Source organism: Streptomyces sp. NPDC040718 (genome assembly GCF_055593565.1).
The window spans coordinates 431,549-457,660 of the sequence record NZ_JBVIXO010000001.1 but is presented as its reverse complement, the minus strand read 5'-3'; the positions used below and the strand labels follow the sequence as shown (position 1 = coordinate 457,660).

The 26,112-nt window shown below is 72.3% G+C and carries 25 protein-coding genes and 2 pseudogenes; 14 read left to right on the top strand and 13 right to left on the bottom strand.

What is annotated here, in order from left to right:
• Positions 1 to 277: 277 nt before the first annotated feature.
• The 5 genes from ACZ597_RS02060 to ACZ597_RS02040 are packed head-to-tail and all read left to right on the top strand — an operon-like array spanning position 278 to position 6,191.
• The gene (locus ACZ597_RS02060) at positions 278 to 3,394 is read left to right on the top strand and encodes a sensor histidine kinase (RefSeq protein WP_471323710.1); all 3,117 of its coding nucleotides are present in this window, start codon (positions 278 to 280) and stop codon (positions 3,392 to 3,394) included.
• Positions 3,391 to 3,867, top strand: a complete 477-nt coding sequence (locus ACZ597_RS02055; protein WP_471323707.1) for a roadblock/LC7 domain-containing protein — start codon at positions 3,391 to 3,393, stop codon at positions 3,865 to 3,867. The genes ACZ597_RS02060 and ACZ597_RS02055 overlap by 4 nt, the downstream gene beginning before the upstream one ends.
• Complete coding sequence (locus ACZ597_RS02050) at positions 3,864 to 4,247, top strand: DUF742 domain-containing protein (RefSeq protein WP_361605209.1); 384 nt, start codon at positions 3,864 to 3,866, stop codon at positions 4,245 to 4,247. The genes ACZ597_RS02055 and ACZ597_RS02050 overlap by 4 nt, the downstream gene beginning before the upstream one ends.
• Positions 4,228 to 4,890: a GTP-binding protein gene (locus ACZ597_RS02045; RefSeq protein ID WP_471323704.1), complete on the top strand. Its 663-nt coding sequence runs from the start codon at positions 4,228 to 4,230 to the stop codon at positions 4,888 to 4,890. The genes ACZ597_RS02050 and ACZ597_RS02045 overlap by 20 nt, the downstream gene beginning before the upstream one ends.
• 32 nt (positions 4,891 to 4,922) lie before the next feature.
• Positions 4,923 to 6,191 carry a styrene monooxygenase/indole monooxygenase family protein gene (locus tag ACZ597_RS02040; protein ID WP_471323702.1) on the top strand — a complete coding sequence of 423 codons (1,269 nt, stop codon included), beginning with the start codon at positions 4,923 to 4,925 and terminating at the stop codon, positions 6,189 to 6,191.
• Here the strand turns inward: ACZ597_RS02040 and ACZ597_RS02035 are convergent.
• On the bottom strand, positions 6,134 to 7,372 hold the full coding sequence (locus tag ACZ597_RS02035; protein WP_471323699.1) for a C40 family peptidase: 1,239 nt from the start codon (positions 7,370 to 7,372) through the stop codon (positions 6,134 to 6,136). The genes ACZ597_RS02040 and ACZ597_RS02035 overlap by 58 nt on opposite strands.
• Before the next feature lie 197 nt (positions 7,373 to 7,569).
• On the opposite strand from ACZ597_RS02035, the pseudogene ACZ597_RS02030 reads away from it, so the two are divergent.
• Both ACZ597_RS02030 and ACZ597_RS02025 read left to right on the top strand, forming a co-directional pair.
• Positions 7,570 to 7,812: pseudogene (locus tag ACZ597_RS02030) on the top strand (XRE family transcriptional regulator); the annotation flags it as partial.
• A gap of 167 nt (positions 7,813 to 7,979) precedes the next feature.
• A complete protein-coding gene (locus ACZ597_RS02025) occupies positions 7,980 to 8,483 on the top strand; it encodes a GNAT family N-acetyltransferase (RefSeq protein ID WP_471323697.1) in 504 nt (167 codons plus the stop codon).
• Here the strand turns inward: ACZ597_RS02025 and ACZ597_RS02020 are convergent.
• The 3 genes from ACZ597_RS02020 to ACZ597_RS02010 all read right to left on the bottom strand — a co-directional run bounded on the left by ACZ597_RS02020 (position 8,470) and on the right by ACZ597_RS02010 (position 11,116).
• Positions 8,470 to 9,561 (bottom strand): endonuclease/exonuclease/phosphatase family protein, encoded by a 1,092-nt coding sequence (locus ACZ597_RS02020; RefSeq protein WP_471323694.1) that lies wholly within the window; start codon positions 9,559 to 9,561, stop codon positions 8,470 to 8,472. The two genes, ACZ597_RS02025 and ACZ597_RS02020, sit on opposite strands and share 14 nt — an antisense overlap.
• Positions 9,562 to 10,226: 665 nt before the next feature.
• Positions 10,227 to 10,727 carry an SHOCT domain-containing protein gene (locus ACZ597_RS02015; RefSeq protein WP_471323691.1) on the bottom strand — a complete coding sequence of 167 codons (501 nt, stop codon included), beginning with the start codon at positions 10,725 to 10,727 and terminating at the stop codon, positions 10,227 to 10,229.
• Positions 10,727 to 11,116, bottom strand: a complete 390-nt coding sequence (locus tag ACZ597_RS02010) for a DUF6325 family protein (RefSeq protein WP_361605227.1) — start codon at positions 11,114 to 11,116, stop codon at positions 10,727 to 10,729. The genes ACZ597_RS02015 and ACZ597_RS02010 overlap by 1 nt, the downstream gene beginning before the upstream one ends.
• 97 nt (positions 11,117 to 11,213) lie before the next feature.
• On the opposite strand from ACZ597_RS02010, the gene ACZ597_RS02005 reads away from it, so the two are divergent.
• Both ACZ597_RS02005 and ACZ597_RS02000 read left to right on the top strand, forming a co-directional pair.
• A complete protein-coding gene (locus tag ACZ597_RS02005; protein WP_471323688.1) occupies positions 11,214 to 12,584 on the top strand; it encodes an FtsW/RodA/SpoVE family cell cycle protein in 1,371 nt (456 codons plus the stop codon).
• The gene (locus ACZ597_RS02000; protein ID WP_471323685.1) at positions 12,581 to 14,041 is read left to right on the top strand and encodes a penicillin-binding transpeptidase domain-containing protein; all 1,461 of its coding nucleotides are present in this window, start codon (positions 12,581 to 12,583) and stop codon (positions 14,039 to 14,041) included. Before ACZ597_RS02005 ends, ACZ597_RS02000 begins: the two co-directional genes overlap by 4 nt.
• A gap of 111 nt (positions 14,042 to 14,152) precedes the next feature.
• Here the strand turns inward: ACZ597_RS02000 and ACZ597_RS01995 are convergent, their stop codons facing one another.
• Positions 14,153 to 15,259 carry a ferritin-like domain-containing protein gene (locus ACZ597_RS01995; protein WP_471323682.1) on the bottom strand — a complete coding sequence of 369 codons (1,107 nt, stop codon included), beginning with the start codon at positions 15,257 to 15,259 and terminating at the stop codon, positions 14,153 to 14,155.
• 189 nt (positions 15,260 to 15,448) lie between these two features.
• Between ACZ597_RS01995 and ACZ597_RS01990 the strand changes: the two genes are divergently transcribed.
• The 3 genes from ACZ597_RS01990 to ACZ597_RS01980 are packed head-to-tail and all read left to right on the top strand — an operon-like array spanning position 15,449 to position 17,400.
• Positions 15,449 to 16,378 (top strand): AurF N-oxygenase family protein, encoded by a 930-nt coding sequence (locus tag ACZ597_RS01990; RefSeq protein ID WP_386273241.1) that lies wholly within the window; start codon positions 15,449 to 15,451, stop codon positions 16,376 to 16,378.
• A 22-nt stretch (positions 16,379 to 16,400) separates the two neighbouring features.
• Positions 16,401 to 17,114, top strand: coding sequence for a TetR/AcrR family transcriptional regulator (locus ACZ597_RS01985; RefSeq protein WP_471323678.1), 714 nt, complete (start codon positions 16,401 to 16,403; stop codon positions 17,112 to 17,114).
• Positions 17,115 to 17,124: 10 nt separating this feature from the next.
• Positions 17,125 to 17,400 carry a hypothetical protein gene (locus tag ACZ597_RS01980; protein WP_471323676.1) on the top strand — a complete coding sequence of 92 codons (276 nt, stop codon included), beginning with the start codon at positions 17,125 to 17,127 and terminating at the stop codon, positions 17,398 to 17,400.
• 344 nt (positions 17,401 to 17,744) lie between these two features.
• Here the strand turns inward: ACZ597_RS01980 and ACZ597_RS01975 are convergent, their stop codons facing one another.
• The 3 genes from ACZ597_RS01975 to ACZ597_RS01965 form a co-directional block, all read right to left on the bottom strand.
• On the bottom strand, positions 17,745 to 18,977 hold the full coding sequence (locus tag ACZ597_RS01975; protein WP_471323674.1) for a histidine kinase dimerization/phospho-acceptor domain-containing protein: 1,233 nt from the start codon (positions 18,975 to 18,977) through the stop codon (positions 17,745 to 17,747).
• Positions 18,974 to 19,717 (bottom strand): hypothetical protein, encoded by a 744-nt coding sequence (locus tag ACZ597_RS01970; protein WP_471323672.1) that lies wholly within the window; start codon positions 19,715 to 19,717, stop codon positions 18,974 to 18,976. The genes ACZ597_RS01975 and ACZ597_RS01970 overlap by 4 nt, the downstream gene beginning before the upstream one ends.
• A gap of 97 nt (positions 19,718 to 19,814) precedes the next feature.
• Complete coding sequence (locus ACZ597_RS01965) at positions 19,815 to 20,459, bottom strand: hypothetical protein (protein ID WP_471323669.1); 645 nt, start codon at positions 20,457 to 20,459, stop codon at positions 19,815 to 19,817.
• A 184-nt stretch (positions 20,460 to 20,643) separates the two neighbouring features.
• Here ACZ597_RS01965 and ACZ597_RS01960 point away from each other — a divergent pair, with 184 nt between their 5' ends.
• Positions 20,644 to 21,471 carry an NERD domain-containing protein gene (locus tag ACZ597_RS01960; RefSeq protein ID WP_471323667.1) on the top strand — a complete coding sequence of 276 codons (828 nt, stop codon included), beginning with the start codon at positions 20,644 to 20,646 and terminating at the stop codon, positions 21,469 to 21,471.
• A 34-nt stretch (positions 21,472 to 21,505) separates the two neighbouring features.
• Here ACZ597_RS01960 and ACZ597_RS01955 read toward each other — a convergent pair whose 3' ends face one another.
• From ACZ597_RS01955 to ACZ597_RS01940, 4 genes are all read right to left on the bottom strand, one after another.
• Positions 21,506 to 22,009 (bottom strand): hypothetical protein, encoded by a 504-nt coding sequence (locus ACZ597_RS01955; protein WP_471323664.1) that lies wholly within the window; start codon positions 22,007 to 22,009, stop codon positions 21,506 to 21,508.
• Between the two features lie 240 nt (positions 22,010 to 22,249).
• Entirely contained in the window at positions 22,250 to 22,783 is a 534-nt protein-coding gene (locus tag ACZ597_RS01950; protein WP_471323662.1) for a hypothetical protein, read from the bottom strand.
• The gene (locus tag ACZ597_RS01945) at positions 22,780 to 24,189 is read right to left on the bottom strand and encodes a hypothetical protein (RefSeq protein ID WP_471323659.1); all 1,410 of its coding nucleotides are present in this window, start codon (positions 24,187 to 24,189) and stop codon (positions 22,780 to 22,782) included. The genes ACZ597_RS01950 and ACZ597_RS01945 overlap by 4 nt, the downstream gene beginning before the upstream one ends.
• A 20-nt stretch (positions 24,190 to 24,209) precedes the next feature.
• Positions 24,210 to 24,632: a hypothetical protein gene (locus ACZ597_RS01940; protein WP_471323656.1), complete on the bottom strand. Its 423-nt coding sequence runs from the start codon at positions 24,630 to 24,632 to the stop codon at positions 24,210 to 24,212.
• Positions 24,633 to 24,841: 209 nt separating this feature from the next.
• Between ACZ597_RS01940 and ku the strand changes: the two genes are divergently transcribed.
• Positions 24,842 to 25,870 (top strand): non-homologous end joining protein Ku, encoded by a 1,029-nt coding sequence (gene ku, locus ACZ597_RS01935; RefSeq protein WP_471323653.1) that lies wholly within the window; start codon positions 24,842 to 24,844, stop codon positions 25,868 to 25,870.
• A 102-nt stretch (positions 25,871 to 25,972) separates the two neighbouring features.
• Here ku and ACZ597_RS01930 read toward each other — a convergent pair.
• Positions 25,973 to 26,098 (bottom strand): annotated as a pseudogene (locus tag ACZ597_RS01930) (non-homologous end joining protein Ku); the annotation flags it as partial.
• Positions 26,099 to 26,112 lie beyond the last annotated feature (14 nt).

Genomic DNA, 26,112 nt, shown 5'->3' with positions numbered 1-26,112 from the left:
GCGAAACGTGGGCGGGCATATTGCCAAAGCCCGCCGCGTTCTTTCAACCGCCCGTCCATGCCGGGCCCCTGGCACGCGGTGCCCGAGTTGGTCGGCCACTCCTCCGTGATGTTCACTCCTTCGAGTGGCCGGGTGGGCGATGTGCGGCTCTCCTCCCAACACACTGCGAAGGTCTGAGGCGGTACGAGGGGGCAGGGGGCGTTTACTTGTTGACCGGCCGTTACCTCGGCCACACGAGTAGACGAGCACGAGCACACGTACAGGATTGCGAGCACCGGTGTCTAAGAAGCGGTCTCGGAAGAACGGCACCGCCAGCGCCGACGGACCCGCCAACGCAGGACGGCGCGTACGCGTCCGCAGCAGGCTGGTGGTCGGAGTAGCAGTCGCCGGACTCACCGTCCTCGCGGCAGGCACCCCCGCCGTCGTTTCCGCCACGAGGGAACTGAACGACTCCCAGCGCCTGGTCACCCTGGCGGAACAGACGCAGCACGCCCTCACCCTCGCCCACCTCCTCGGCGACGAGCGCGACGCCGTCGTCGAGTACGCGGCCAAGGGCCGGCCCGGCAACGCCAAGGCGCCCGTCGACGAGCGCACCGCGCGCACCGACCGGCAGATCGCCGAACTCCGCCCGGAGGCCGACGCGGAAGTCGCCCGCGCCCTCGGCAAGGTCAAGGCCGTCCGCGCCGAAGCCGTCGACGGCAAGGGCACCGCCCTCGCCGCGCACCAGGCCTACGCCGGCCTCCTCACCGAACTCCTCGCACCCGGCGACCGGCTCGCGGAACTCACCCCGCCCCGCGCCGAGGACGCCCTCGCCGTCACCCGGCCCATGGCCCCCCTGGGCCAGGCCGTGGACCAGGCGTCGGCCACCCGCGGGCTGCTGCTCGCCGCCCTGGCCGTCCCGCGCGCCGAGCAGGCCCCGAACGCCGCCGTCGCCGACGAGCTCACCGGCGCCGCCCAGCGCTCCCGCGTCCGCGAACAGGCCGCCCTCGACGACTTCACGCGCGCCGCCCGCCCCGCCGTACGCCAGACCCTCGCCGCCACCGTCACCGGCCCCGAGGTCAAGGCCGCCGACGACCAGCTCAAGCGCCTCACCGAGCGGTCCACCCTGACCCCGGCCGAGCGCAAGGCCACCGACGCCACCGCCCTCGCCACCACCCTCACCGCCCGCATCGACCGGATGCGCTCGGTGGAGTCCACCCTCGCCGGCGACCGGGCCACCGCCTTCACCAAGCTGCGCGACGACGACGTGACCCGGATGGAGCTGCTCGTCGCCGGACTCGGCGTCCTCTTCCTCTTCGTCATCGGCTTCTCCACCGCCGTCGCCCGCTCCCTCACCAGACCCCTGTCGGTGCTGCGGCGCGGTGCGGAACGGCTCGCGACCCCCGAGGGCTCGCAGGAGCCCGTCCGCTTCACCGGCCGCAACGACGAGTTCGCCGAGGTCGTACGCCACCTCAACGCGGTCCGCGACCAGACCGTCGCCCTGCACACCAAGGTCGCCGGGCTCGACGCCGACCGCCGCCGCCTCATCGGCCGCAACGAAGCCCTCTCCGGCGGCCGCGAGGCCCTGGAGGAGGAGCTCGCCAAGCTGCGCGCGGGACTCGAAGAGCACCGCCGCATCATGTCGACGACCTCCGTCTCGCTCTCCCTGCGCACCCTCGGCCTCGTCGAGCGCCAGCTCGCCGTCATCGAGGAACTGGAGTCCAAGGAAGGCGACCCGGACCGGCTCGCCACCCTCTTCAAGCTGGACCACCTGGCGACGGTCATGCGCCGCCACAACGAGAACCTGCTGGTCCTCGCCGGACAGGAGCACGGCCACGGCCAGAGCCTGCCCGTGCCCCTGGTCGACGTCATGCGGGCCGCCGTCAGCGAGATCGAGCGCTACGAGCGCGTCGACCTCGCCGCCATGCCCTCTTACACCCAGGTCGCCGGGCACGCCGCCGACGACATCTCCCACGTCCTCGCGGAGCTCCTGGAGAACGCCACGACGTTCTCCCCGCCCGAGGCCAAGGTGAAGGTGTCCGGCTGGCTGAACGACGCCGGCGACGTGGTCCTGTCCGTCGTGGACGAGGGCATCGGCGTCACCGAGGACCGCCTGGCCTCCCTCAACACCCGCCTGTCCACCCCCGACGCGTACGACGAGGAACCCGAGGCCGAACACGGTCTGGGACTCGGCCTGTACGTCGCCGGCCGCCTCGCGGCGCGCCACGGCGTCACCGCCGAGCTCCGCGCCGGCCGGCACGGCGGCCTGGAGGCCCTGGTCGTCGTCCCCGAGGCGCTGCTGCCGGACGCCCCGCCGACCTCCCCGGTGCACACCCTGGCCACGCCGGGCGCCCCCGCGTTCCAGCTGCCCGGCGTGATCGCCGAGGCCAACGAGAACACCCTGCCGCCGCGGCTGCGCCAGCCCGCGGCCGAGCCGTCGGCCGCGGCGGAGCCGTCGGCCGCGGCGGAGCCCGCCGAGCCGGCCGGGCCGTCCGCCGCGGACGCGGAGCCCGCCAAGGTGGTCACGCTCGCCGAGGCCTTCGACGCGGAGACGGGTGCGGCGGACGCCGCCGAGCAGGACGCCGCCGGGGCAGAGCCCGCCGAGCAGGAGTTCCCCGAGCAGGAGTCCCCCGAGGCCGAGGTCTACGAGTCCGACACCTTCGACGCCGGGTCCCTGGTGGCCGAGGCCTTCGGCGCCGGGGCCTTCACCCCCGCAGGCGAAGCCGCGCCCGCCGACCGGGAGCCCGCCGAGCCGGAGCACGCCGAGCCGGCCGGTTCGCCCGCCGCGGACGCCGAGCCCGCCAAGGTCGTCACCCTCGCCGAGGCCTTCGAGGACGCGCCGCTGCCCCCCGCCGACCAGGTCTTCACCGCGCCGGCCCCCGAGGAGGCCCCCGCGGCCGGGACCCCGGGCGGGGTCGCCCCCGAGCAGGAGCTCCTCGCGCGGGTCGTGGCCGAAGCGGACGCGGACGCCTTCACGGCGGCCGACCCCGCCCCCGCGGACGCCGCCGGGGGACCGGAGACCGCGCCCGGAACACCCGTACACGACGGAGGACGCCCCGACCCGGTGTCCGACGCCGAACAGTCCAGCCACCGGCGGGCCGCCGACGCGGAGGACGGCTTCGTCCCCCGCCAGGGCAGCCACCCCGAGCCCATGGCCGAGCCCGCCACCCAGACCGTCACCGCCAAGGGCCTGCCCAAGCGGACCCCGCGCTCCGTGGCGGCCCCCGGCATCGGAAACCCCGCGGCGGCCCGCCCCGAGCCGCGCCGGGTCGACGCCGAGGAACTGCGCCGTCGGCTCGGCGGGTTCTACCAGGGCGCCCAGGACGGGCGCCGGGTCGTCGCGGAAGAACTCGCGCAGGACCGGGGGCAGGGGCACACCGACCAGGGGGACACCGCACAGGAGGCACGCACATGACCGCGCCCAGTACGTACGGACTGAGCACCCAGGCCCGCAACCTGCAGTGGCTGCTGACCGACCTGGTCGAGGAGGTGCCCGGGGTCAACTCCGTGGCCGTCGTGTCCTCGGACGGGCTGCTGCTGCTCTCCTCCGAGCCGACGGCGGAATCCGACCGGGGTGACCGTCCCAAGGGCCCCCGCGGCGCATCGGCCGACCTCGCCACCATCGTGTCCGGACTCGGCAGCCTCACCACCGGTGCGGCCGCCCTCATGGAGTTCGGCACGGTCAAGCAGACGATGGTCGCCATGGAGAACGGCTCCGTCTTCGTCATGTCCATCAGCGACGGCTCCCTGCTCGGCGTGCACGCCACGCCCGACTGCGACATGAGCGTCGTCGCCTACCACATGGCCCTGTTCGTCGGCCGCGCCGGCCACGTCCTGACCCCCGAAGTCCGCAGCGAGCTGCGCCAGTCGATGGAGAAAAACCCGTGAGGAGTACGGCCTCCGACCGGCTGCCGATACGCGGCGCCGACCGCCGCCCCGCCCGCGTCCGCCCGTACTCCCTGACGGGCGGCCGCACCCGCTTCCCGCAGGTGCTGCTGGTGGAGACGTTCGTCGCCACCCTCGACAGCGGCCCGGCCAAGACGCCCGACCGCATGCCCGAGATGCGCGCCATAGTCGAGGTGTGCCGCCGGATGCGCACCATCGCCGAGATATCCGCGCTGCTCAAGCTGCCGCTCGGCGTGGTCCGGGTCCTCGTCAGCGACCTCGCCGACCAGGGCCGGATACGCGTCTACGGCACGGGCCACGGCACCGGCCGGCCCGACCGCGCGCTGCTGGAAAGGGTGCTCAGTGGCCTCCGCCGTCTCTGATTTCGCCTCAGCCTCCGCCGCCGACGCCGTCACCGACGTGAGGGGCCTCGTGGACGACGAGCCCGTCCAGCCCTGGCAGTACGACCGCTCGCGCGCCCCCGTCGCCGTCAAGGTGCTCGTCGCCGGCGGCTTCGGCGTCGGCAAGACCACCTTCGTGTCCTCCGTCTCCGAGATCACCCCGCTGCGCACCGAAGCGGTGATGACCCAGGCCAGCGTCCCCACCGACGACCTGACCGGGACCCCGGACAAGAACACGACCACCGTCGCGATGGACTTCGGCCGCATCACCCTGGACGACGACCTCGTTCTCTACGTGTACGGAACCCCCGGCCAGGAGCGGTTCTGGTTCATGTGGGACGACCTCGTACGCGGGGCCATCGGCGGCCTGGTGCTCGCCGACACGCGCCGGCTGCGCGACTGCTTCCCCGCGCTCGACTACTTCGAGACCTGCGGGCTGCCGTACGCGGTCGCCGTGAACCACTTCGAGGGCTCGCGTTCCTACGACGTGGAGGACGTGCGGGAGGCGCTCACCATCCCGCCGCACGTCCCCGTCGTGATCATGGACGCGCGGCGCCGGGCCACGGTCGTGGAGTCCCTGCTGACCCTGGTGGGCCACGCACTGGACGCCACTCCCGAGCAGTAGGCCCGTTCCCCCTCCCCCGAATCGAGAACGTGATGCGCAAGATACTCGTCGTCGGGGCCGGCCAGTCCGGTCTCCAGCTCGCCCTCGGCCTCCAGGCGAAGGGCTACGAGATCACCCTCATGTCCAACCGGACCGCGGACGAGATCCGCACCGGACGGGTCATGTCCACACAGTGCATGTTCGACACGGCGCTCCAGCACGAGCGGGACCTCCGGCTGAACTTCTGGGAGAAGCAGGCCCCGAGGATCCAGGGCCTGGGCGTCTCGGTCGCCGCCCCCGACGGCTCCCGCGCCATCGACTGGCTCGGCCGCCTCAAGGGGTACGCGCAGTCCGTGGACCAGCGCGTGAAGATGGCCGGCTGGCTCGACACCTTCACCCAGCGCGGCGGGCAGCTGGTCGTCCACGGCGCGTCCGTCGCCGACCTGGACTTCTTCTCCCGCACGTACGACCTCGTGCTCGTCGCCGCCGGCAAGGGCGAGCTGGTGTCGATGTTCGGGCGGGACGCGGCACGCTCCCCCTATGACACCCCGCAGCGCGCGCTGGCCGTCTCCTACGTCCACGGCCTCGGGCCGCGCCGCGAGCACCCGGACACCGAGGCCGTGCGCTGCAACCTGGTCCCGGGCGTCGGCGAGCTGTTCGTCATGCCGACCCTGACCACCTCGGGGCGCGCCGACATCCTGTTCTGGGAGGGTCTGCCGGGCGGGCCGCTGGACGTCTTCAAGGGCGTCAACGACCCCTCCGAGCACCTGGCGCTGACGCTGGAGCTCATGGAGAAGTACACCCCGTGGGAGTACGCGCGGGCGACGAAGGTCGAGCTCACGGACGCGGGCGGCACGCTCTCCGGCCGCTACGCGCCGGTCGTCCGCAACCCCGTCGGGCGCCTCCCGGGCGGCGGCCTCGTACTGGGCGTCGCGGACGTGGTCGTGGCCAACGACCCGATCACGGGCCAGGGTTCGAACGCGGCGGCCAAGTGCGCGGCCTCGTACCTCTCCTCGATCCTCATGCACGGCGACAAGCCGTTCGACGAAGCGTGGATGAAGGCCACCTTCGACAAGTACTGGTTCACGACCGGCAAGCCGGTGACCCAGTGGACCAACGCCATGCTGGGCGTCCCGCCGGAGCACGTGCTGAACCTGATCGGCGCGGCCGGGCAGCTCCAGCCGGTGGCGAATCGATTCGCCAACGGCTTCGACAACCCGGCCGACTTCGACTCGTACTTCTACGACCCCGAGGACACGGCCGACTACCTCGCGGAGGTCGCCGCGTCGGTCTCCCCGTCCGGCTCCTCCTCCGACGAGTAGCCCGCGTCGTCCCCCGCCGTCGCGGCCTCCGGCAGCGGCGGCGGGGTGAACTCCGCCAGCGGCGTCCCCTCCGGATCCGGGCGGACCGCCCCCAGCAGCGGGTTCGCCGCGATCGGGGACACCTTCACCGTGGCCCCCGGACGGGGCGCCTGGATCACCTTGCCGTCCCCGATGTACAGGGCCACGTGCGTGGCCTTCGGGAAGTAGACCACCAGATCGCCCGGGCGCAGCCGGTCCAGAGGCACCCGGGCCAACCGCGCCCACTGCTCCTGGCTGGTCCGCGGGATGGACCGCCCGGCGTGCTCCCAGGCCTGAGAGGTCAGCCCGGAGCAGTCGAAGGAACCCGGCCCCTCGGCGCCCCACACGTACGGCTTGCCGATCTGCGCCGCCGCGTACCGCAGTGCGGCCCCGCCGGCCGCCGTCGGCGTGGTCGTACGGGCGGGCAGCCGGCCCGAGTCCACCAGCGTCCGCTGCGCCCCGGCCGTCACGGCCGCCTCGCGCGCCCCGAGCCCGGCGAGCTCCTCGGGGGTGAGCGCCGCCAGCAGCCGCTCGACCTCCTTGAGCCGGCCCGTCACCTCCCCCTGGGCCTCCTTCTGCCGCGCGGCGAGCGCCTCCTGGTCGTCCAGGGCCTTGCGGGCCGCCCCGGCCAGCGCCCCCGCCTGCTTCCGGTCCCGCTCCAGCCGCGCCACGACCCCGGCCCGCCGGGCGCCCTCACGGGCGGCGAGCCGGCGCTGGTCGACGGCCTGTTGGGGATCACCGGAGAGCAACAACCGCAGGTACGGGGAGAGGCTCCCGCCGCGGACCCCCTGGTACTGCTCCCGGGCGAGCCGCCCGGCGGTGGCCCGCTCGAAGTCGAGTGCGGAACGGGTGCGGCCGAGCGCGGTGGTGAGCCGCTCCTCCTCCGCCTGGCGGGCCTTGAGGGCGACTTCGGCGGCGTTGTAGGCCTCGGTGGCTTCCTCGGCCTGCTGATAGAGGCCCTGGAGCCGGGTGAGCAACTCCCCGACCCCGCGCGCGGGAACGGCGGCGGGGGCGGCGGCGGGGGCGGCGCGGGCCTCGGGAAGGGGCCCTTCGGCGACGGCGGGCCCGGGGCGCGGCGCCGGCTCGGCGTGGACGCCGGCCGGCGGGCCCGCGGCGACGAAGACGGCGGCGAGGCAGGCGATCCGCAGCAGTCGTTTTGTCATGTAATCACCTCCGCCGCCCGATGCTGCCACGGGGAGGGGGAAGGGGCGGCCAGCCGCCGTGGTGGGTCGGGGGGCGTCACCCGGTTGGGGGCGGGGGGCTACGGTTCGGGCCCGCTATCTCCCCCTCGACCCCTCGGGACCGGCCGGTGGTTGCCCACCCGCCTCCCTGCCCGTGTCGTGCCGGTCCCTCAAGGGCGGTCATTCCGTCATTGCCCCGCCGGGCCCGACACCGGATCGAGCAGGCTCGCGCCTACCAGCTGGACGGAAAGCCGGACGCGGCGCTGGCAACGCTGGAGCAGGCCCACGCGGTGGCTCCGGAGACGACCCGGTACAACGGCTACGCGCGGGCCATCGTGCTGGAGGAAACGGCATCCCGTCTCCCCGGGCGGCGACAGCGAGCCAGCCGCCTGGCCGTGGACATAGGCCTTCTGGCCGCGTAGCGGGATCCCTCTCTAACGTCGTACTTCATCGACCTGGCGACGATAGGGAGCGGCCTGTGTGCAACTGTGCCTGCAGCGGGACACCAGACAGTGGCGGCGAGCCCAGTGCGTGGAACCCGCCTGAGGGCGAAACGGCGGCGTAACGAGTCCCGTGTACCGTCGCGTGGATGACTATCCGGCCCGGTGTCGAGGACGACCTCGAAGAGCTGACCCGCATCTACAACCACTACGTCACCGAGACCCCCGTAACCTTCGACGTCGAGCCGCTGACCGTCGTCCAGCGGCGGCCCTGGCTGCTGGCCCATCCCGCGTCAGGGCCGCACCGGCTCCTCGTGGCCGAGGAGGGCGGGAAGCTCCTCGGGTATGCGACGAGCAGCGCCTTCCGGCCGAAGCCGGCCTACGCCACCTCCGTGGAGACCAGCGTCTATCTGGCGCCCGAGCACGTGGGACGCGGGGTCGGGGGTCTGCTGTACGGATCGCTCTTCGAGGCCTTGGCGCACGAGGACGTCCACATGGCGCTCGCCGGCATCGCCATGCCCAACGACGCGTCCCAGCGGCTCCATGAACGCCTCGGCTTCCGGCACGTCGGCCGCCTGGAGCAGGTGGGACGGAAGTTCGGGCGCTTCTGGGACGTGTCGTGGTATCAGAAGGCACTGGCTACGAGAGCCTGAGGACGCTCTTGACGCCGGCGTGGTCGGAGGGCCACAGGCCCGACGGGGTGCGGTCGGCCTGGGTGTCGCCCAGGGTGTGGGCCGTCCGGGCGGTGATGCGCCCCCGGAAGAGGACGTAGTCGATGCGCCGGGTGAGGGTGGAGGAGGGGCTCCGCAGGTCCGGGGCCTGGCAGCAGGTCAACCCCGGGTCGCGGTGCCGGGTGGCGGTCCAGGCGTCCTTGAAACCGGCGGCGAGGAGACGGCTGTAGCTCTGGGTGCCGGTTCCGTCAGCCGCTGAGTTCAGGTCGCCGAGGAGCACTGTGGGCAGCTTGGTGTTCAGGGGGCCGGTGAGCAGCTCGCCGGCCTGTGCCTCCTGGACGGCGGGTGAGGCGGGTTCGAGGTGCGTGGTGGCGACCCGGACGGTGCGGCCGTGCACGGTGGCGTCGGCCGCCACCCAGCCGCGCTCGATGCGCAGGGGCGGATTGGGCGGGCAGCCCAGAACGGGGCGGCAGATCGGCAGGAAGTTCTGGAAGCGGCCGGTCTGCACGTTGGCCACGGAGAAGTCGCGCAGGTCCGTGCGGGCCAGGAGCACGTCCCGGTCGGTGAGCCGGATGTCCTGCAGTCCGTTCGGCGTGGACCTCGGGGCCTCGAAGTCGCTGCCCACGGTGATCTTCGCGACGACCTTGTAGTGCTTGCCTCGGGCGGCGAGCGCCTTGAGGAGGATCCGCAGGAAGTCGTACTCGACGTGAGTGGCGCCGCCCGGCCCGGCGGGGGTCTGGCTCCGCCACAGCACCGCTTCCTGCAGACCGACGAGGTGGGGGTCGGCGTGGACGATCTCGTCGGCCAGCGCCTGGGCCCGCTCGGGGAAGTCCGTCGCCTGGACGTTCGCATAGGCCGCGGTCACCGCGGCGACGAGCCCCTGCGGGCTCGTCGCCGCGAGCACCGGCCCGAGGTCGGCCCCCAGGTACAGATTGCGGGTCAGTACCCGCAGCTCGGTCGGGGGATTGGCGGCCGAGGCCGAGGCCGAGGCCGAGGCCGCGGACCCGGGCGCGAGCAGTGCGAGCGTGCACAGAACGGATGCGAACCAACGGCGTGTCATACGGGCGGCCCTTTCGGTGAAAAGCGGGCGAACGTCCCGAATCTAGGATCACCGCTGCGATGCGGCGATCCGGCCGTAGGCCGCCCGGCCTACGGCCGGATCGACCACCAGTCCCGGATGGGCGAGCAGGCCGTCCGCTGCTCTGCTCGTCATGTGGTGCAGGTATCAGCCCCAGGCGGCCGTCGGACGCCGAGATATGAGGAGCGCGTAGCGATCTGCCGCGCCCATCCGCTTCCCGCACCGCTCTGATCAGCATTAGGTGCAGGTATCAGCCCTGGACGGCCGTCGGCCGCTGAAAAGAATGAGGAGCGCGTAGCGATCTGCTGCGCCGGCGGTTCCTTGGGCTGGTTCGGCCGGCATGTGGGTGCGGGTGGCCGGGCCGCCAGCCCTGAAGCAGGGCTCCAGGGGCCCGCATGCCCGGCCGGCCGACGCCCGGCCCCGCCGCCTCGTCGCTGACGCGGCCGCTCCTCCCCTCCTGCCCCGTGACCGTTCCTTTGGGGGTTTCCCGGCAGTCTTTCGGCTTTCCGGGGCGGGACGGTCGGTCAAGGGTCGCCGAAGGCGATCACGAAGTGACGCGACGAAGGAGCGCCCTTGAGGGACCGTCTCGACACGGAAGGACGATGGGACTGACGGGAAGCCCCCAAACCAGCCCTGAGACCGCCCCGCTAGGACGCCGCCCCCGCACCCCCGCCCCCCAGCAGGCGGGCCTTCGCCGTCGTGAACTCCTCCGGGGTCAGGAGATCCTCCCGGACCAGGTCGGCCAGCTGGCGCAGCTCTGCCACCAGGCTCCCGGCCGGCGGTGGGGCCGCCGGGGCCCCCGGGCCGGGGGCGGAAGGGGCCTCCGGCGGAGCAGGCTGCGGCTCCTCCTCGGCGGTGGGGGCCGGGCCGGGCTCCTCCGCCCAAGGCCCCTCGCCCACCTCCCCGACCCGGTGCCCGAACTCGCCCCCGACCCGATCCCCGTAACCGCCCCCCACCCGATTCCCGAACTCGTCCCCGAACTCGTCCCCGTACTCGTCCCCGAACCCCTCCACCACCGCCTCCCCGCTGTCCTCCGCCTGCGCCCACTCCGCCGCGCCCGCCGCCCGTCGCAGCAGGCCCCGCAGGAGCGGGCGGCCTGCCGGGCGGACCGCTGCCTTGACCGTGACGCCCACCGGCCGGATGAACATCACGCCACCCCCACCCGCTCCGCCGGGATCCGGACCGAGCCGACGATCCGCCCGCCCGCCGCCCGTACGGCGACGGCCGCGTCCTGGGCCCACACGTGCTCGACCACCAGCAGCAGCGCGCAGCTGCCCCGGTCCAGGAGCTCCGCCGCCTCGTGGACGTCCTCCGGGCCGATCAGCCGGGCCACGTCACGGCCGGCCAGGATGCCCCGTAGCTCCACGAACTCGTCGAACTCCGCCGCCAGTACCTCCCCCGAGGCCGTCTTCGTCGTGACGAGGCCGTCGATCAGCCGGACCACCCCGGTCTTCCGCAGCCCCATCACGGCCTCGACCGCCGGGACCCGGAGCTGTTCCTCCGGGAAGGCGAGGACGATGAATTCCACAGGTCCCATGAGCCGGGGCTCCTCACTCCTGACCGTTTCTGACGACTCTTCGGCACCCTATGACATAAGCGGACATACCAGCCGCGACCTTGCTACGTTTCACCATATGACCGCTCTGACGGCGAAGGTGACGGAGCCCGCTCCGCCACCGCCCCCCGGCGCCCGCGCCGCCAAGCGCCGCGGCATCGAGCTGACGCTCCTCGCGGGCGCGGTCCTGATCTCCGTACTGGGCCACCTCTACGTGGGCCTCGCGGCCGACGGCAAGACCAGCCGGCCAGCGGCCCCCTACGCCGCCGGGCTCGGCGGAGCCGCGCTGCTCGCGCACCTCGCCGTGCGGCTCCGGGCCCCGTACGCCGATCCGCTCCTCCTGCCCATCGCCGTCCTGCTCAACGGGCTCGGCCTGGTCCTCATCCAGCGCCTCGACCTGGCCACCCCCGGGCAGCCCGGGGCGGGGGACCAGCTGAGGTGGTCGGCGCTCGGGGTGGTGCTGTTCGTCCTCGTGCTCGCCCTGCTGCGCGACCACCGGACGCTCCAGCGGTACGCGTACCTGTCCGTCACCGCCGCCCTCACCCTCATGCTGCTCCCCGTGTTCTTCCCGGCCGTCAACGGCGCCCACATCTGGATCCGCTTCGCCGGGCTCTCCTTCCAGCCAGGGGAGTTCGCCAAGATCCTGCTCGCCCTCTTCTTCGCCGCCTACCTCGCCGCGAACCGAACCGCCCTCGCCCTCACCGGCCGCCGGCTCTTCTGGAAGCTCCGCCTCCTGCCCGGCCGGGTGCTCGGGCCGATCCTCGCGATCTGGCTGCTCAGCGTCGGAGTGCTCGTACTGGAGCGGGACCTCGGGACCTCGCTGCTCTTCTTCGGCCTCTTCGTGATCATGCTGTTCACCGCGACCGGGCGGATCGGCTGGATCGCCATCGGGCTGCTGCTCGCCGCCCTCGGCGCGTACGCCGTCGGGACCTTCGAGCCGCACGTGCACAGCCGCGTCAACGACTGGATGAATCCTTTCGCCTCCATCGAGCGCGGCGACGGCCCCGGCCAGCTCGCCCAGTCCCTCTTCGCCTTCGCCGCGGGCGGCCTGCTCGGCGCCGGCCTCGGACACGGCCAGTCCTTCCTCATCGGCTTCGCCGCCAAGTCGGACTTCGTCCTCGCCACCGCCGGCGAGGAGCTCGGCCTCGTCGGCCTCACCGCCATCCTGCTCCTCTACGGGCTCCTCGTGTCCCGGGGCTTCCGCGCCGGGCTCGCGCTGCGCGACCCCTTCGGCCGGCTGCTCGCCACCGGGCTCGCCTCGATCGTCGCCCTCCAGGTCTTCGTCATCGCGGGCGGCGTCACCGGGCTGATCCCGCTCACCGGCATGGCGATGCCCTTCCTCGCACAGGGCGGCTCCTCCGTGGTCACCAACTGGATCATCGTCGCCCTCCTCGTCCGGCTCAGCGACAGCGCCCGCAGGCCCCGACCCGCGCAGGAGGCGGCCGCATGATCCGCTACATCCGCTGGTGCGCGTACTTCTGCGCCCTGCTGCTCGCCGCCCTGCTGGCCAACATCGCCCGGGTGCAGGTGTGGGAGTCCGCCGCCTACGGGGCGAACCCCGCCAACAAACGCCCCGCCATCGAGCGCTACTCCGAACCCCGCGGGGACATCCTGGTCGACGGCCGGCCCGTCACCGGCTCCCGCGACAGCGGCCAGCTGCTCCGCTACGAGCGGACCTACACCGACGGCCCCCTCTACGCGCCCGTCACCGGGTTCTCCTCCCAGACGTACGGGACCAGCTTCGTCGAGCGGGCCGAGGACGCCGTCCTCTCCGGCACCGACCCGGGACTGTCCGTCTTCCCGCTCTGGTACGACCTCTCGCGCGGCCGCCCCGGCGGCGGCAACGCCGCGACCACCCTGCGCGCCGCCGTACAGCAGGCCGCGTACCGGGGCCTCGGGGGCAAGCGCGGCGCGGTCGCCGCCATCGAACCGGCCACGGGCAGGATCCTGGCCCTGGTCAGCAGCCCCTCGTACGACCCGGGCCTGCTCTCCGGCACCGGTACGCGGGTCAAGGCGGCCTGGGAGCGGCTGAACGCGGACCCCACCAGGCCGATGCTCAACCGGGCGCTGCGCGAGACCTACCCGCCCGGCTCCACCTTCAAGATCGTGACGGCGGCCGCCGCCCTCGACGCGGGCGTGGTCACCGACGTCGACGCCCCGACCCGGACCCCGGACCCGTACCGGCTGCCCGGCACCAGCACCCTGCTGCCGAACGCGGCCACGGGCTGCGCGGAGGCCTCGATGGCGGAGGCGGTGCAGTGGTCCTGCAACACGGTGATGGCCGACATCGGGGTGCGCGTCGGGCTGCGGGGGATGGCGGAGGCGGCGGCCCGCTTCGGGTTCAACGACGACGGACTGCGGGTGCCGTCGTGGGTGTCGCGGTCGAACTTCGACACCGACATGAGCCCCGACCAGCTGGCACTCTCCTCGATCGGGCAGTTCAACACCAAGGCCACCCCGCTGCAGATGGCCATGGTCGCGGCGGCGGTGGCCAACGGGGGCGAGCTCCGGACCCCCTACCTGGTGGACCGTACGACCCAGGACGACGGCTCCCTGGTGCGGCGCGCCGACCAGCGCACCCTGAGCCGGGCGATGAGCCCGGCGACGGCGCTGCGCGTGCAGGAGCTGATGGTGAAGGTGGTGGAGGACGGCACCGGGCGCAACGCGGCGATCCCCGGCGCACTGGTCGGCGGCAAGACCGGCACCGCGCAGCACGGCGTGGGCAACGCCGGTACCCCCTACGCCTGGTTCATCGCCTGGGCCCGCGGGCAGGACGCCCCGCAGCCGGGGGTGGCGGTGGCGGTGGTGGTCGAGGACGCCTCGGCGGTGCGCGGGGACATCAGCGGCAACGGCGCGGCGGCCCCGATCGCGCGGGCGGTCATGGAGGCGGCGCTGACCCCGCGGTGACGCCCGCGGCCCCCGCCCGGCCCCCGCCGGCGCCCGCCCGGCCCCCGCCGGCGCCCGCCCGGCCCCCGCCGGCGCCCGCCCGGCCCCCGCCGGCGGGGGCCGCCGGCACCGTCAGGCCTGCGCGCCCTCCTGGATGGCGGCCTCCACCTCCGCCACCCGCTCCCGCTCCTCGGTCGCGAAGCGCTCGCGGTCCAGCGATTCGGCGATCTCCTCGTCCTGGGTCATCAGCAGGTCGAGGTTGGAGTCGCCCATCTCGAAGACCCCCATCTCCAGGTACGCCTTCTGCAGCCGGTCCCCCCAGAGCCCGATGTCCTTGACGCACGGCACGATCCGGCTGAACAGCAGCTTCCGGAACAGGTGCAGGAACTCCGACCGCTCGGTGTACTCCACCGCCTCCCGCTTCGGGATGCCGAAGTTCTCCAGGACCTCCACCCCGCGCAGCCGGTCGCGCATCAGGTGGCAGCCCTCGATGACGAACTCCTCGCGCTCGCGCAGCTCGGCGTCCGTCAGCTGCTTGTAGTAGTCGCGCAGGGCCATGCGGCCGAAGGCCACGTGGCGGGCCTCGTCCTGCATCACGTACGCGAGGATCTGCTTCGGCAGCGGCTTGTCCGTCGTGTCGCGGATCATCCCGAAGGCGGCCAGCGCCAGCCCCTCGATGAGCACCTGCATGCCGAGGTAGGGCATGTCCCAGCGGGAGTCGCGCAGGGTGTCGCCGAGCAGCCCCTGGAGGCTGTCGTTGATCGGGTAGAGCATCCCGACCTTCTCGTGCAGGAAGCGTCCGAAGATCTCGGCGTGCCGGGCCTCGTCCATGGTCTGGGTGGCGGAGTAGAACTTCGCGTCCAGGTCCGGTACGGATTCCACGATGCGCGCCGCGCACACCATCGCGCCCTGCTCGCCGTGCAGGAACTGGCTGAAGTTCCAGGCGCTGTAGTGCTGGCGCAGCTCGCCCTTGTCCCGCTCGGTCATCCGGTCCCAGTGCCGGGTGCCGTGGAGGGTCAGCATCTCGTCGGGGGTGCCGAGCGGGTCGTACGGGTCCACCTCGATGTCCCAGTCGATGCGCTTGGCGCCGTCCCACTGCTTGTCCTTGCCCTTCTGGTACAGCGCGAGGAGGCGGTCGCGTCCCCCGTCGTACTCCCAGCTGAAGCGGGCCGCACCGGAGGCGGGCACCGGCCACACGGGCTCGTCCGGGGCCTGGGTGTAGAGCTCGTGCGTCGACACTGACGCCTCCTCGTCTCGCGTACCGCGTACCGCGTTTCGCGTACTGCCTTGCGGGAGTGGACAGTTGGCAGAGTCACACGTTGGTAGACGCGGGGTCAACAAGTCGTGCGGGAGGGATTGACGACCTTGCTGACAGGGAGTCTCATAAGGGGTGACCGCAGGTAACCCGACCGCGAGGTGCCCGAAGCCATGACGACAGTGACGGAACGAGCCGCGCTGAGGGACGCCCTCGGCCTCCTCAAGGACCGCGAGCAGATCGCCGAACGACTCCTCGAATCCTCCGCCAAGCACTCCTTCGACCCCGACCGGGAACTCGACTGGGACGCACCGCCGATCGACGGCAAGTACTACTGGCCGCCCGAGCTGCTCTCCCTCTACGACACCCCGATGTGGAAGAAGATGGGGGAGGAGCAGCGCATCGACCTCTCCCGCCACGAGGCGGCGTCCCTCGCCTCCCTCGGCATCTGGTTCGAGATCATCCTCATGCAGCTCCTGGTCCGGCACATCTACGACAAATCGCTGACCAGCAACCACGTCCGGTACGCGCTCACCGAGATCGCCGACGAGTGCCGGCACTCGATGATGTTCGCCCGCATGATCCAGAAGGGCGGAGCCCCCGAGTACCCGGTCACCCGGCTCAACCACAACCTCGCCCGCGTCCTCAAGACGGTCTCCACCACCCCCGGCTCCTTCGCCTGCACCCTCCTCGGCGAGGAGATCCTCGACTGGATGCAGCGCCTGACCTTCCCGGACGAGCGCATCCAGCCCCTCGTCCGCGGCGTCACCCGGATCCACGTCATCGAAGAGGCCCGGCACGTCCGCTACGCCCGCGAGGAACTGCGCCGCCAGATGCTGACCGCCCCGCGCTGGGAGCAGGAACTCACCCGGATCAGCTGCGGCGAGGCCGCCCGCGTCTTCTCCGTGGCCTTCGTCAACCCCGCCGTCTACGAGAACGTCGGCCTCGACCGCCGCGAAGCCGTCGCCCAGGTCAAGGCCAGCGGCCACCGCCGCGAGGTGATGCAGACCGGCGCCAAGCGGCTCACCGACTTCCTCGACGACATCGGCGTCCTGCGCGGCGTCGGCCGCAGGCTCTGGCGCAGCTCCGGCCTCCTCGCGTAGACGGGTCGTCTACTCTGCGGGCATGACCGTACGGGCGTACCGCAGACTGAGCGTCGAGGAGCGGCGCGCCCAGCTCCTCGACGCCGCACTGTCGTTGTTCGCGCACCGCGCCCCGGAGGAGATCTCCCTCGACGACGTCGCGGAGGCCGCGGGCGTCTCCCGCCCGCTGGTCTACCGCTACTTCCCGGGCGGCAAGCAGCAGCTGTACGAAGCCGCGCTGCGCTCGGCGGCGGACGTCCTCGAACTCTGCTTCGCCGAACCCCAGACCGGCCCGCTGACCCAGCGGCTGTCCCGGGTCCTGGACCGCTACCTGTCCTTCGTCGACGAGCACGACGCCGGCTTCGCCGCGCTGCTCCAGGGCGGCAGCGTCGTGGAGACCTCACGCACCACGGCCACGGTGGACGGCATCCGCCGCGCAGCCGCCGAGCAGATCCTGCTCCACCTCGGCGTGCCCGCCCCGGGCCCGCGTCTGCGGATGATGGTCCGCACCTGGATCACGGCCGTGGAGGCCGCCTCGCTGATCTGGATCGACGAGGGCAAACAGCCCGAGGTGGCCACCCTCCGCGACTGGCTGGTGGACCAGTTCATCGCCCTCCTCACCGCCACGGCGGCCACCGACCCCGAGACGGCCACCGCCGCCCGCGCGGCCCTCGCCCTGGAACGGCCCGACGGCCCGGCGGGAGTCCTGGCCCGCCGCGTGATCCCGGTGGTCTCCGAGGCGGCGCACCTGCTGTGACACTGGTGGGGTGAGAAGCGAACCGACCCCCTTCGAGGGCGGGCCGATGGACGGCCGCGTCCTCCCGATCCTCGTGGGCCCGACGGGCCACCCGCCGAAGTGGTACGAGATCCCGGTCCCGTCGGCGGACGGCGGCCCCCCGACGGTACTGCTGTACGAACGCGTGCCGTCGGGCTACACGAAGCGGCTGGGGCTCCAGAAGGGGTGGAAGTACACCTACTCCCCGACGGGCGAAAGGCCGAAGCTCCGCTGGCCGTGGACGAAGCCCCGGAGCGGCGGCCGCTGAGGCGGGGGCTTCGGGGGCGGGGTCCTGGCGGGGCGGTGTCAGGGCTGGTTTGGGGGTTTCCCGGCAGTCTTTCGGCTTTCCGGGGCGGGTCGGTCGGTCAAGGGTGGCCGAAGGCCATCGCGAAGCGACGCGACGAAGGAGCGCCCTTGAGGGACCGGCCCGACACGGAAGGACGATGGGACTGACGGGAAGCCCCCAAGCCGACTGTGAGACCGCCCGAGGGGACACCGCTCCCCGCCCCACCGGCCCGCAGACGGGAGGCGGGTGGGCAACCGCCGCCCCGCCCCACCGGGTCGAGGGGGCGATGGCGGGCCCGCGCCGCAAGCCCCGTACCCCCCGCCCGGCTAGGGCGACGGCAGGGTCAGGACCGCCTCCGCGCCGCCGCCCGCCGCGCGGCGGAACTCCAGGCGGGCACCGATCGCCTCCGCCTGGCCCGCCGCGATCGTCAGGCCCAGGCCGTGTCCCTTGCCCCCGCTGCGGAACCGCTGCGGTCCGCCCGTGAGGATGTACTCCGGGTACCCGTCCCCGTGGTCCCGTACGGTCACCACCGGCCCGTCGACCGTCAGCACCACCGGCGCCCGCCCGTGCTTGTGCGCGTTGGCGAGGAGGTTGCCGAGGACCCGCTCCAGCCGTCGCCGGTCCGTCTCCACGTGCGCGTCCCGCACCACGACCACCTCGGTCTCCAGCCCCGACGCCCGCACCACCCGCCGTGCCAGCCGCTCCAGCTGGTGCAGGTCGGTGTCCACCCGCTCGCTCCCCGAGTCCAGCCGGGAGATCTCCAGCAGGTCCTCCGTCAGCTGCCGCATCGTGCGCACCCGTTCCCGCACCAGCTCGGTCGGCCGTCCCTCCGGGAGCAGTTCCGACGCCGCCTGCAGACCCGTCAGCGGCGTGCGCAGCTCGTGTGCCACGTCCGCCGTGAACCGCTGCTCGTTCTGCAGCTTCCGCTGGAGCGTCCCCGCCATCGTGTCCAGCGCGCCCGCGACCGTCGACACCTCGTCCGGGTGCCGTGAGGGGTCCTCCGTACGCGGGTCGCCGACCCGCGCGTCCAGGTCGCCCTGGGTGATCCGGCGGGCGACGGTCGCCGTCTGGTGCAGCCGGCGCGTCACCCGCGTCACCGCGAAGGCGCCGATCAGCAGGGTGCCGCCGAGGGCCAGTACGGAGGAGCCGATGATCGCGTTGTCCAGGCCCCGGATGGTTCCCGCACTCTGGCCGTAGTCGATGAGGGTGGCCAGCGCCCGCCCGTCGGCCGGGGCCGCCGCCCACATCACCGGCCGTCCGCCGACGTCGCCGACGACCGTCCCGCGCTGACCGCTCAGCGCGAGCGCCCGCAGCTCCGGCGGCAGCCCCGCCGGGTCGAGCCCCGACTGCGGCGGCAGGGCCTCGCCCGCCTCGTACGCGTACGAGGCCTCGTCCAGCTTGCCCAGCGCCTTGTCCCGGGCCGCCGCCACCGTCTGCCGGGTCACCTCGACGTGCACCAGTACGCCCAGCACTGCCGCGAGCGAGCAGCACATCACCACGATGAAGCAGGCGGACTTCCAGGTCAGCGTGGCCGTCCAGGCCGGCAGCCACGCCCTCACGGCGTGACCGACGCGCTGCTCGACGGGGTGTTCGGAGGCGTACTCGACGGCGAAGCCGGCTGCGGTGCCGACCCGGCGGGGACGCGTACGATCTGCTCGCGCTCCGGCAGCATCGTCCGCTGCTTCGCGTCCCAGGACCAGGCGGTGATCAGCTCGTAGCCGGGGTTGCCGCTCGGCACGCGCAGGATGACGTCCCGCCCCGCCAGCTCCACGCTGATCACCGTCTCGGTGGTGGCCATGATCCGGTTGATCCGGCCGCCCGCGTCCACCGTGTACACCCGTACGGACATCATCCGGTCGGGGAACTCGATGCCGATCACCAGCTCGTCCTTGCCGTTGCCGGTGAGGTCCCGGTAGTACGGCTGCCGCACCGGGCACGCCGCCGGGTCCTGTCCGGTCTTCCCGCAGGCGCGGATGGCGGCGGCGGTCTCCGCGGGCATGCCGTCCGCGCCGACGCTGATGTCGGGGTGGGCGCGCAGTTCCGCCTGCACCAGCGCGACGGGGTCGACCTCGTGCACGTTCTGGTCGGTGACCTTCGGCAGCCCCCGTACGTACTCCGGCGGCGCGCCCCCGGGGTCGGCGGGCGGCACCTCGGCGCCCTTCCGCTCGGGCCACAGGTGTACGGGTCCGCCGACCGTCGGGGTCGGCCCGGCGGAGGCGAGACCGCCGGTGTTCCCGCAGGCGGCGGCCAGCGGCAGCAGGGCCGCCGCCAGCAGCGCCGCGGCGGAGGGCGTTCGCACGTACGGGGCCCTCCTCTGCGCGCGGCCGGTCGGCGATGGTCGATATCCCGCCAACCTTATGCGGAGCTCCACCCCATTTGTCGCCCAGAGGTGTCGGTCAGCCGTCCGTACGCCCGCGCCGCAGCATCGCGAAGCCCAGCCCGGCCGCGCCGATGGCCGCGATGCCGCCGCCCGCGGCGAGCAGCAGCACGCCGTCGCCCGGCCCGTCGGCCAGGGTGTTCAGCCGCAGCGCCTCGGCGGTGCCGGGAGCGCCGGAGCCCCCCTTGGCCGGGGTGTCCGCCGGGGCGCCCGCCGGGGTGTCCAGCGAAGCGGGCACGACCTGGCCGCCGCCACCCCCGCCGTGCCGGGTGCCGGTCTTGTGGCCGTCCCCGGCCACCGCGTGGGAGCCGTCCCCGGGCACGGTGTCGCCGACCCAGGAGGACAGCCGCCCGTCGGGCCGCAGGGCGGCGTGCAGCTCACCGGCGGCGCCGACCCCGGTGGACCCGTCGCGGCTGGTCAGGGTGGCCACCTTGGAGCCGGCGCGCAGGATCTCGGCCTGGTACGCGTCCTTCGCGAGGCGGTACACCTTGGCGGTGGACCGGCCGTCCGCGAGGGAGATGCTGCTGACCAGGGTCCGCTGCGCGCCGGAGGCGGCCGGTGCCCCGTCGGCGAGCGCGGCGGCGGTCGGCAGTGCCAGCAGTGCGCCGGCGCATGCGGTCACGGCGGTGGCGCGAACGATGGTGCGGCGGCGGGCGGTTTCCACGGGATTCCCTCGGCAACGGTCAGGGCCTGGCGCTTCCAGACGGCACAAAAGTAGGCCCCGGCCGTTGCGGTAGGGCGATGACCTTGTAACAGGAAGGCCGCAGGGAGCCGACGGAGCTGTTACACAACCGAGGGATTGCCCAGGGGCGCGCCGCCTGCTCCCATGGACGGCGGGGGTGAGGCCGATGCGCGGACTCAAGGTCCTTCCGAGCGGCCGGCCCGGCCGAGGCCGGCTCTACGTCAACCGGCCCGACGGCCGGGCGGTGGCCTGGTACGACCGGCAGGCCAACCGGATCAGCGTCCTGGCGGACGACCAGCGCGAGGCGGTACTGGCGGCCCTGCGCCCGTACTTGACCCGCGGCTGGACCATCGGCCCGCCCCCGGTGCCCACCCCCGCCGAGCTGCGCGGCCTGAGCCTGCCGCCCGACCGGGACCTGGCCCCGAACCGGCCCGGCGAGACCCTGCTGGGCGAGCTGGCGTACGGCTCACCGGGCAGCCGCGCCCGGCACCGCATGCGGCAGGAGCTCCACGCCCGGCAGCGCACCGGCGCGGAGGTCGACCTGCTGGAGGCGTCGGACTGGCGGGCCCTGCACGACGTCCCCCTGCCCGGTCTGGGGCTGCTGGACCACCTGCTCATCGGCCCGCCGGGCGTCCTCGCCGTCCGTACGGTCCCGGGCCGCCGCCAGCGCGCCCTGGTCGGGGACCTGCTGCTGACGGTGGGCCGGGGCGAGCCCCGCCCCGACCCCCGCTGGATCCGGCGGGCCGCGGCGCGTGCCGCCCGGGTGCTGGCCGCGCCGGTCACCCCGGCCCTCGCGCTGGCCGACGCCTCCCGGGTGGAGGTGGCCCCGACGCAGCGTGACGTCCTGGTCCTCCAGCCCCCGACCCTGACGACCCTCCTGCGGGGCACGCCGGCGACCCTCAAACCCCCTGAGGTCGAAGCCCTCTTTGCCGTGGCCCGCGCTCGCCCGGCGTGGGTCCAGGGCCTGTGCGGCGGATCGCGGCCGAGGCCCTGATCCACCGGTCAGGCCCTGGAGGGAGCCGTCTCCCTCAGGCCGAACTCCGCTTGCGGGGCGCGGCCTTCTTCGCGGCTGCCGTCTTCTTCGCGGCGGTGGACGCGGACTTGACGGTCGCCGAGGTGGACTTCCTGGCCGTGGAGACGGACTTGGTGGCGGCCGAAGTCGACTTCTTGCGGTCCGGCTTGGCGGCCGAGGCCGTCGAAGCGGACTTCGCCGTGGTCTTCTTCCCCGCCGCGGCCGTCTTGCGGCCGGCGGCCCCGGCCGTCGACTTCTTCCCACCCACCGCCTTCGGTGCGGCGGCCGCCGCCTTCCGCCGGATCGGGGTCACCTCCGCCTCCGTACCGCCGTCCCGGCCCTCCTCGCCCCGCGAGGCCTTGGCGGCCCGCACGCTGTTCTCCAGCGCCGCCATCAGGTCGATCACCTGCCCGCCGGCCGGCTCCACCACCGCCTCCGCCGGCTCGAACGCCCCGCCCGCCTTCGCCGCGAGGTAGTACGCGGCGTCCATCTGGAGCGGATCGATCTCGTCGGCGGGCACGAACGAACGATCTCGATCGTCGACTCCGGCCTTGGCGCTTCAGTGGACATCGACCACCTTCAGCGTCAGATCACCACCCTCCAGCAGCAAGCAGTCGATCTCCGCACCCAGCTCGACGAGCGGACTGAAGAGCTGCAAGCAGCCCGAGCCGCCAATCGTGAACTCACCCGGGCACTGAACCGACCCGGGTGAGCCGAGGATTGGGACGTTTAGGTGCCACCGCTGCCGTACCCCACCAGGTCAGAATGCCTTCAGGTAGACCCGTGCACGGCCGTCGCCGATGTCTTGGATGAAGATGGTGATGGACTGGACGTTGGACCTGCGCTCGTCCTTGATGCAGGGCGGGCACACCGAAGCGGTCCGGACCTTCTGCTCGGTTTCCGGCTCCGGCAGGCCGAGGTGGGACCACGGGGTGATGGTTGTGTACGTCTTGGGGTCGCGCGGGGTGCTGGCCCGCGGGGCTTCCTCGGGGCGTAGATCGGTGATGAACGCCTCGGCGGCGGCCGTCGTTGCCGTGAAGGCGATCAGGTAGGTGGTGTCCTGGAAGCTGTTTTGCACCGCCCCTTTGATTTCGGTGGCGCCGGTCGGTGTCTGGACGCGCATGAACCCGGCTGCCTCAGTGGCGCCTTGGCCCTCTACCCAGACGGGTCCCCCGCTTCGGGTCTTCGGGGCGCTGCTGTCGCCGCTGTGGGTACAGGCAGTGGCCGAGAGGGCCAGCAGGACCGTCACCGCTGCATAAGCGATGCGGATGGCGAGGGGGGTCGTACGCTTCACCGGTTTTCCTGCTCACCCCGGGCGGGGTCCTTGCGGGTACCGTCGCGTCCTGGATCCCCGGCGGGCACTACCGGTGCGTCGGCGCTACCCAGGTCGTGCTGTTTGGCTGAACTGCTTCCCTGCATGTCGAATTCCTGTGCCAGACCGACGGTGTGGAGGCGGGCCATGTCGGTGTCCTTGATGGTGACCGGACCGATGGGGGTCTCCTTGCCCGCATCCCAGTTGTAGCGGTCCCACACGTTGACCTGGTAATCCATGGTGATCTTCGGCTGTCCCTGCGCATCCGGCACGACCGAGACATTCCCCGAGACATTGCGCATGTGGGAGCCGACTCCGAGGTACCAATTGCGGTCCTCGAATGTGCCGCCGACCGCCTTCGTCTCCACCGGGATCGACACCGGCGCACCGCCTGACTTCTCGAAAGCCTCCAGTGCCTCCTGCTTCCACTGCTCCTGGTGGTTGGAGATGTCCGAGGCGACCGCCGCGCGGAAGCTGCCGTCGTCGCTCATGGCGCGGTCGATGTCGAGCCGCAGCGTCGTACCCGTACCGCCCAGATAGCGGGCGAGATTGCGGGAGGCCTCGGTGTTCCCGACGAAGTCCCCGCCGGCCATCATTGCCTCGGCCTGCGCCAGCAAGTAGGCGTCGTGCGCGGTGGGCTCCTCGGTCCCGAAACCACCCGCGCCCGGGTCAGCCTGACGCCACTGGTAGGCAGGGTCGAGGATCCCGGCCTTCTTGAGGGCGTCGCCTTGCTCCTCCAGCAGGATGCCGCGCGTCACCGGGTCCAGGCTGCGCCACCAATCCGCGACCTTCGCCCGATCCTTGGGCATGTTCTCACCCTTGGCGGCGGCTGCCAGCGAGGGGTAGGGGCGGCTGCCGTTGAACCCGCCGAAGGTGCCGTCGTTGAAGTTCGTATCGGTGACGGCGTCCACGAGCGCCAGCTTCACGCCGTGGTCGGCCTCCTCGAAGGCGTCCACGGCCTGCTGGATCCGGTGGGTCCAGGAACGTTCCACCTCTGCCAGGTCGGGATCGTGCCGGGCGGCGTTCGCGGTGGCGGCGTCGACCTTGGAGAAGTCGAACGAGGCGTTCCCGCCTTCGCTGACCTTCATCCCGGCGGCCACCGCCTCATCCACGGCGGCTTTGACCTTGCCGCGCAGCTCGTTGAAGAGGGTCTCCGCGTCGCGGAGCAGGGCGGCGACGGCCCGTGCCTGGATCTGGGCGTTGCTGTACTCGTTGCGGGTGACGGCGAAGCGGGGAGCGGCAACCTGCTGGGCCTGGCCCAGCCACACGCCGCTGGTAGTGGTGGACGGCACCTTCTTCTCGTACGTTGTCCTGAGCGACTCGAACTTCCCTGCCATGGCATCCCAGGCCGTCGCGGCCGAGCCCAGGGTGGTGAAGTCGGTAGTCATGACCTCGTGGTAATTCAGCATCAGCTTCGCCCCTGCCCGCCCAGAAGCTGCTGGTACCCGTCCCTGACGGCAAGATCCTGCTGCTGGAAGAGCAGCCCGGCCCCGCTCAGTGCGTTGGCCTCGCCAGTAAGCCGGCCCAGGAGCAGCTTCACCTGGCCCGACCAGGTCTCGTCGACCGTTTTCAGGGCGGAGGCCGTTTCCCAGCCACCGAAGGCGGTCCGGGCGGCGGTCGTCGCCGCGTCTGCATGGTCGCCTGCCTTGGCAGTGTCCGGGCACAAGATCTGCCGGATCGCCTCGGCCGCGGCCTTCTTGTCACCGGCCGAAGTCTTCAGATCGGGTGCCCCGTCGCTGCCGCTCCCACCACCTCCGCCGTCGTCGAGCTGGTTCAGGCGCATCCTGGCCTGCTCGGACCTGATCTGCGACCACTCGTCGTCGAATGACATGTCCACCCCCGTTGATCTTGATCCCCGGTTCGCAGCCTAATGACCGGACCGGCCGCCGGGCACGCAGATCCGTGGCTACGTGGCGGGATCGCATCGAGGTGGGGGCGCCGACCGCCGACCTGCTGCCTGGCCTTCAGTGCTGGGCAGTCGCCGAGTGTCGCGGTGCCTGCCCTCGGCTTAGCCTGAGGGTCCCAGGGAAGGAGCGCGGTATGAGGGCGACCTGGAAGGGGGCTATATCGTTTGGGCTGGTCACGATCCCAGTCCAGCTCTTCACGGCCACGGAGGAGCACGACATTACGCTTCGCCAGGTGCACGAGAAGGACGGCTCCAGGGTGCGGCTGCGGCGCGTATGTGAGGCCGAGGACGTCGAGATTCCGTACGAAGAGATCACCAAGGGCTATGAGGCCCCGGACGGCAGCGTGATCATGCTGTCTGACGAAGACCTCGCCGATCTCCCCCTCCCCAGCAAGAGGCTCATCGACGTGTTGGCCTTCGTCGATGCCGAGACCATCGATCCGCTGATGTTCTCCAAGGCCTATTACGTCGGCACTTCCGATCGCGCGGCAGACAAGCCTTATGCCCTGCTCAAAGAGGCCCTGACCGAATCCGGACAGATCGCCGTCACGAAGATCGCCATCCGGTCGAGAGAGTCGCTCGCCGTGCTCCGAGTGCACGAGGACACGCTCGTGCTGCAGACCTGTCTCTGGCCCGACGAGGTCCGGCCCGCCGCCGGTGTCGCGCCGGAGGGAGAGGTCACGATCCGCCCCCAGGAACTGCAGATGGCCAGGTCCCTCATGGACATGCTGTCCCAGGACTTCGACCTGTCCACCCTCCACGACGAGTACCAGGAAGCCCTCCAGCAGGTGATCGAAGCCAGGCTCCAGGGTGTTGAGCTACCGCACGAAGAGGAAGCCGCCCCGACGGGCGGAAAGGTCATCGACCTCATGGCCGCCTTGGAGAACAGCGTTCGCGCGGCCAAGGAGTCGCGTGGGGAGCGCGGTGCTGCCGAGGAGACGACGGCCGAGGTCCGGACCCTGCCTGTCCGCAAGACCGCGAAGAAGGCTCAGGCGAAGAAGGCAGCTCCGGCCAGGAAGACGACAGGCTCCGCGGCGAAGAAGACGGCCGCATCACCGAAGGAAGCCGGCGGGAAGAAGACCACCGCCGCTACGAAGAGCACGGCCAAGGCCACCGCGAAGAAGACCGCGGCCAAGAAGACCACCAAGCGGGCCTCTGCCTGAACCCACCCCGCGCCACACCTGTTGCACGCCGACGCGATCACCCGATCGGTTCTGACCTGCCCTGATTCTCCGCAGAACAGCGCGCGACAGCCGTTACCCCCCCAGAGAACCGCCGTCGGTCACATGGATCTGACGGACGGAGATCGAGTGGCTCTCGGTGGCGTTCACGAGCTTGATCGGGATGCCGACCAGGCCGAAGGAGATCGCCCCGTTCCAAATGGATCGCACGGTTCCTCCTGATT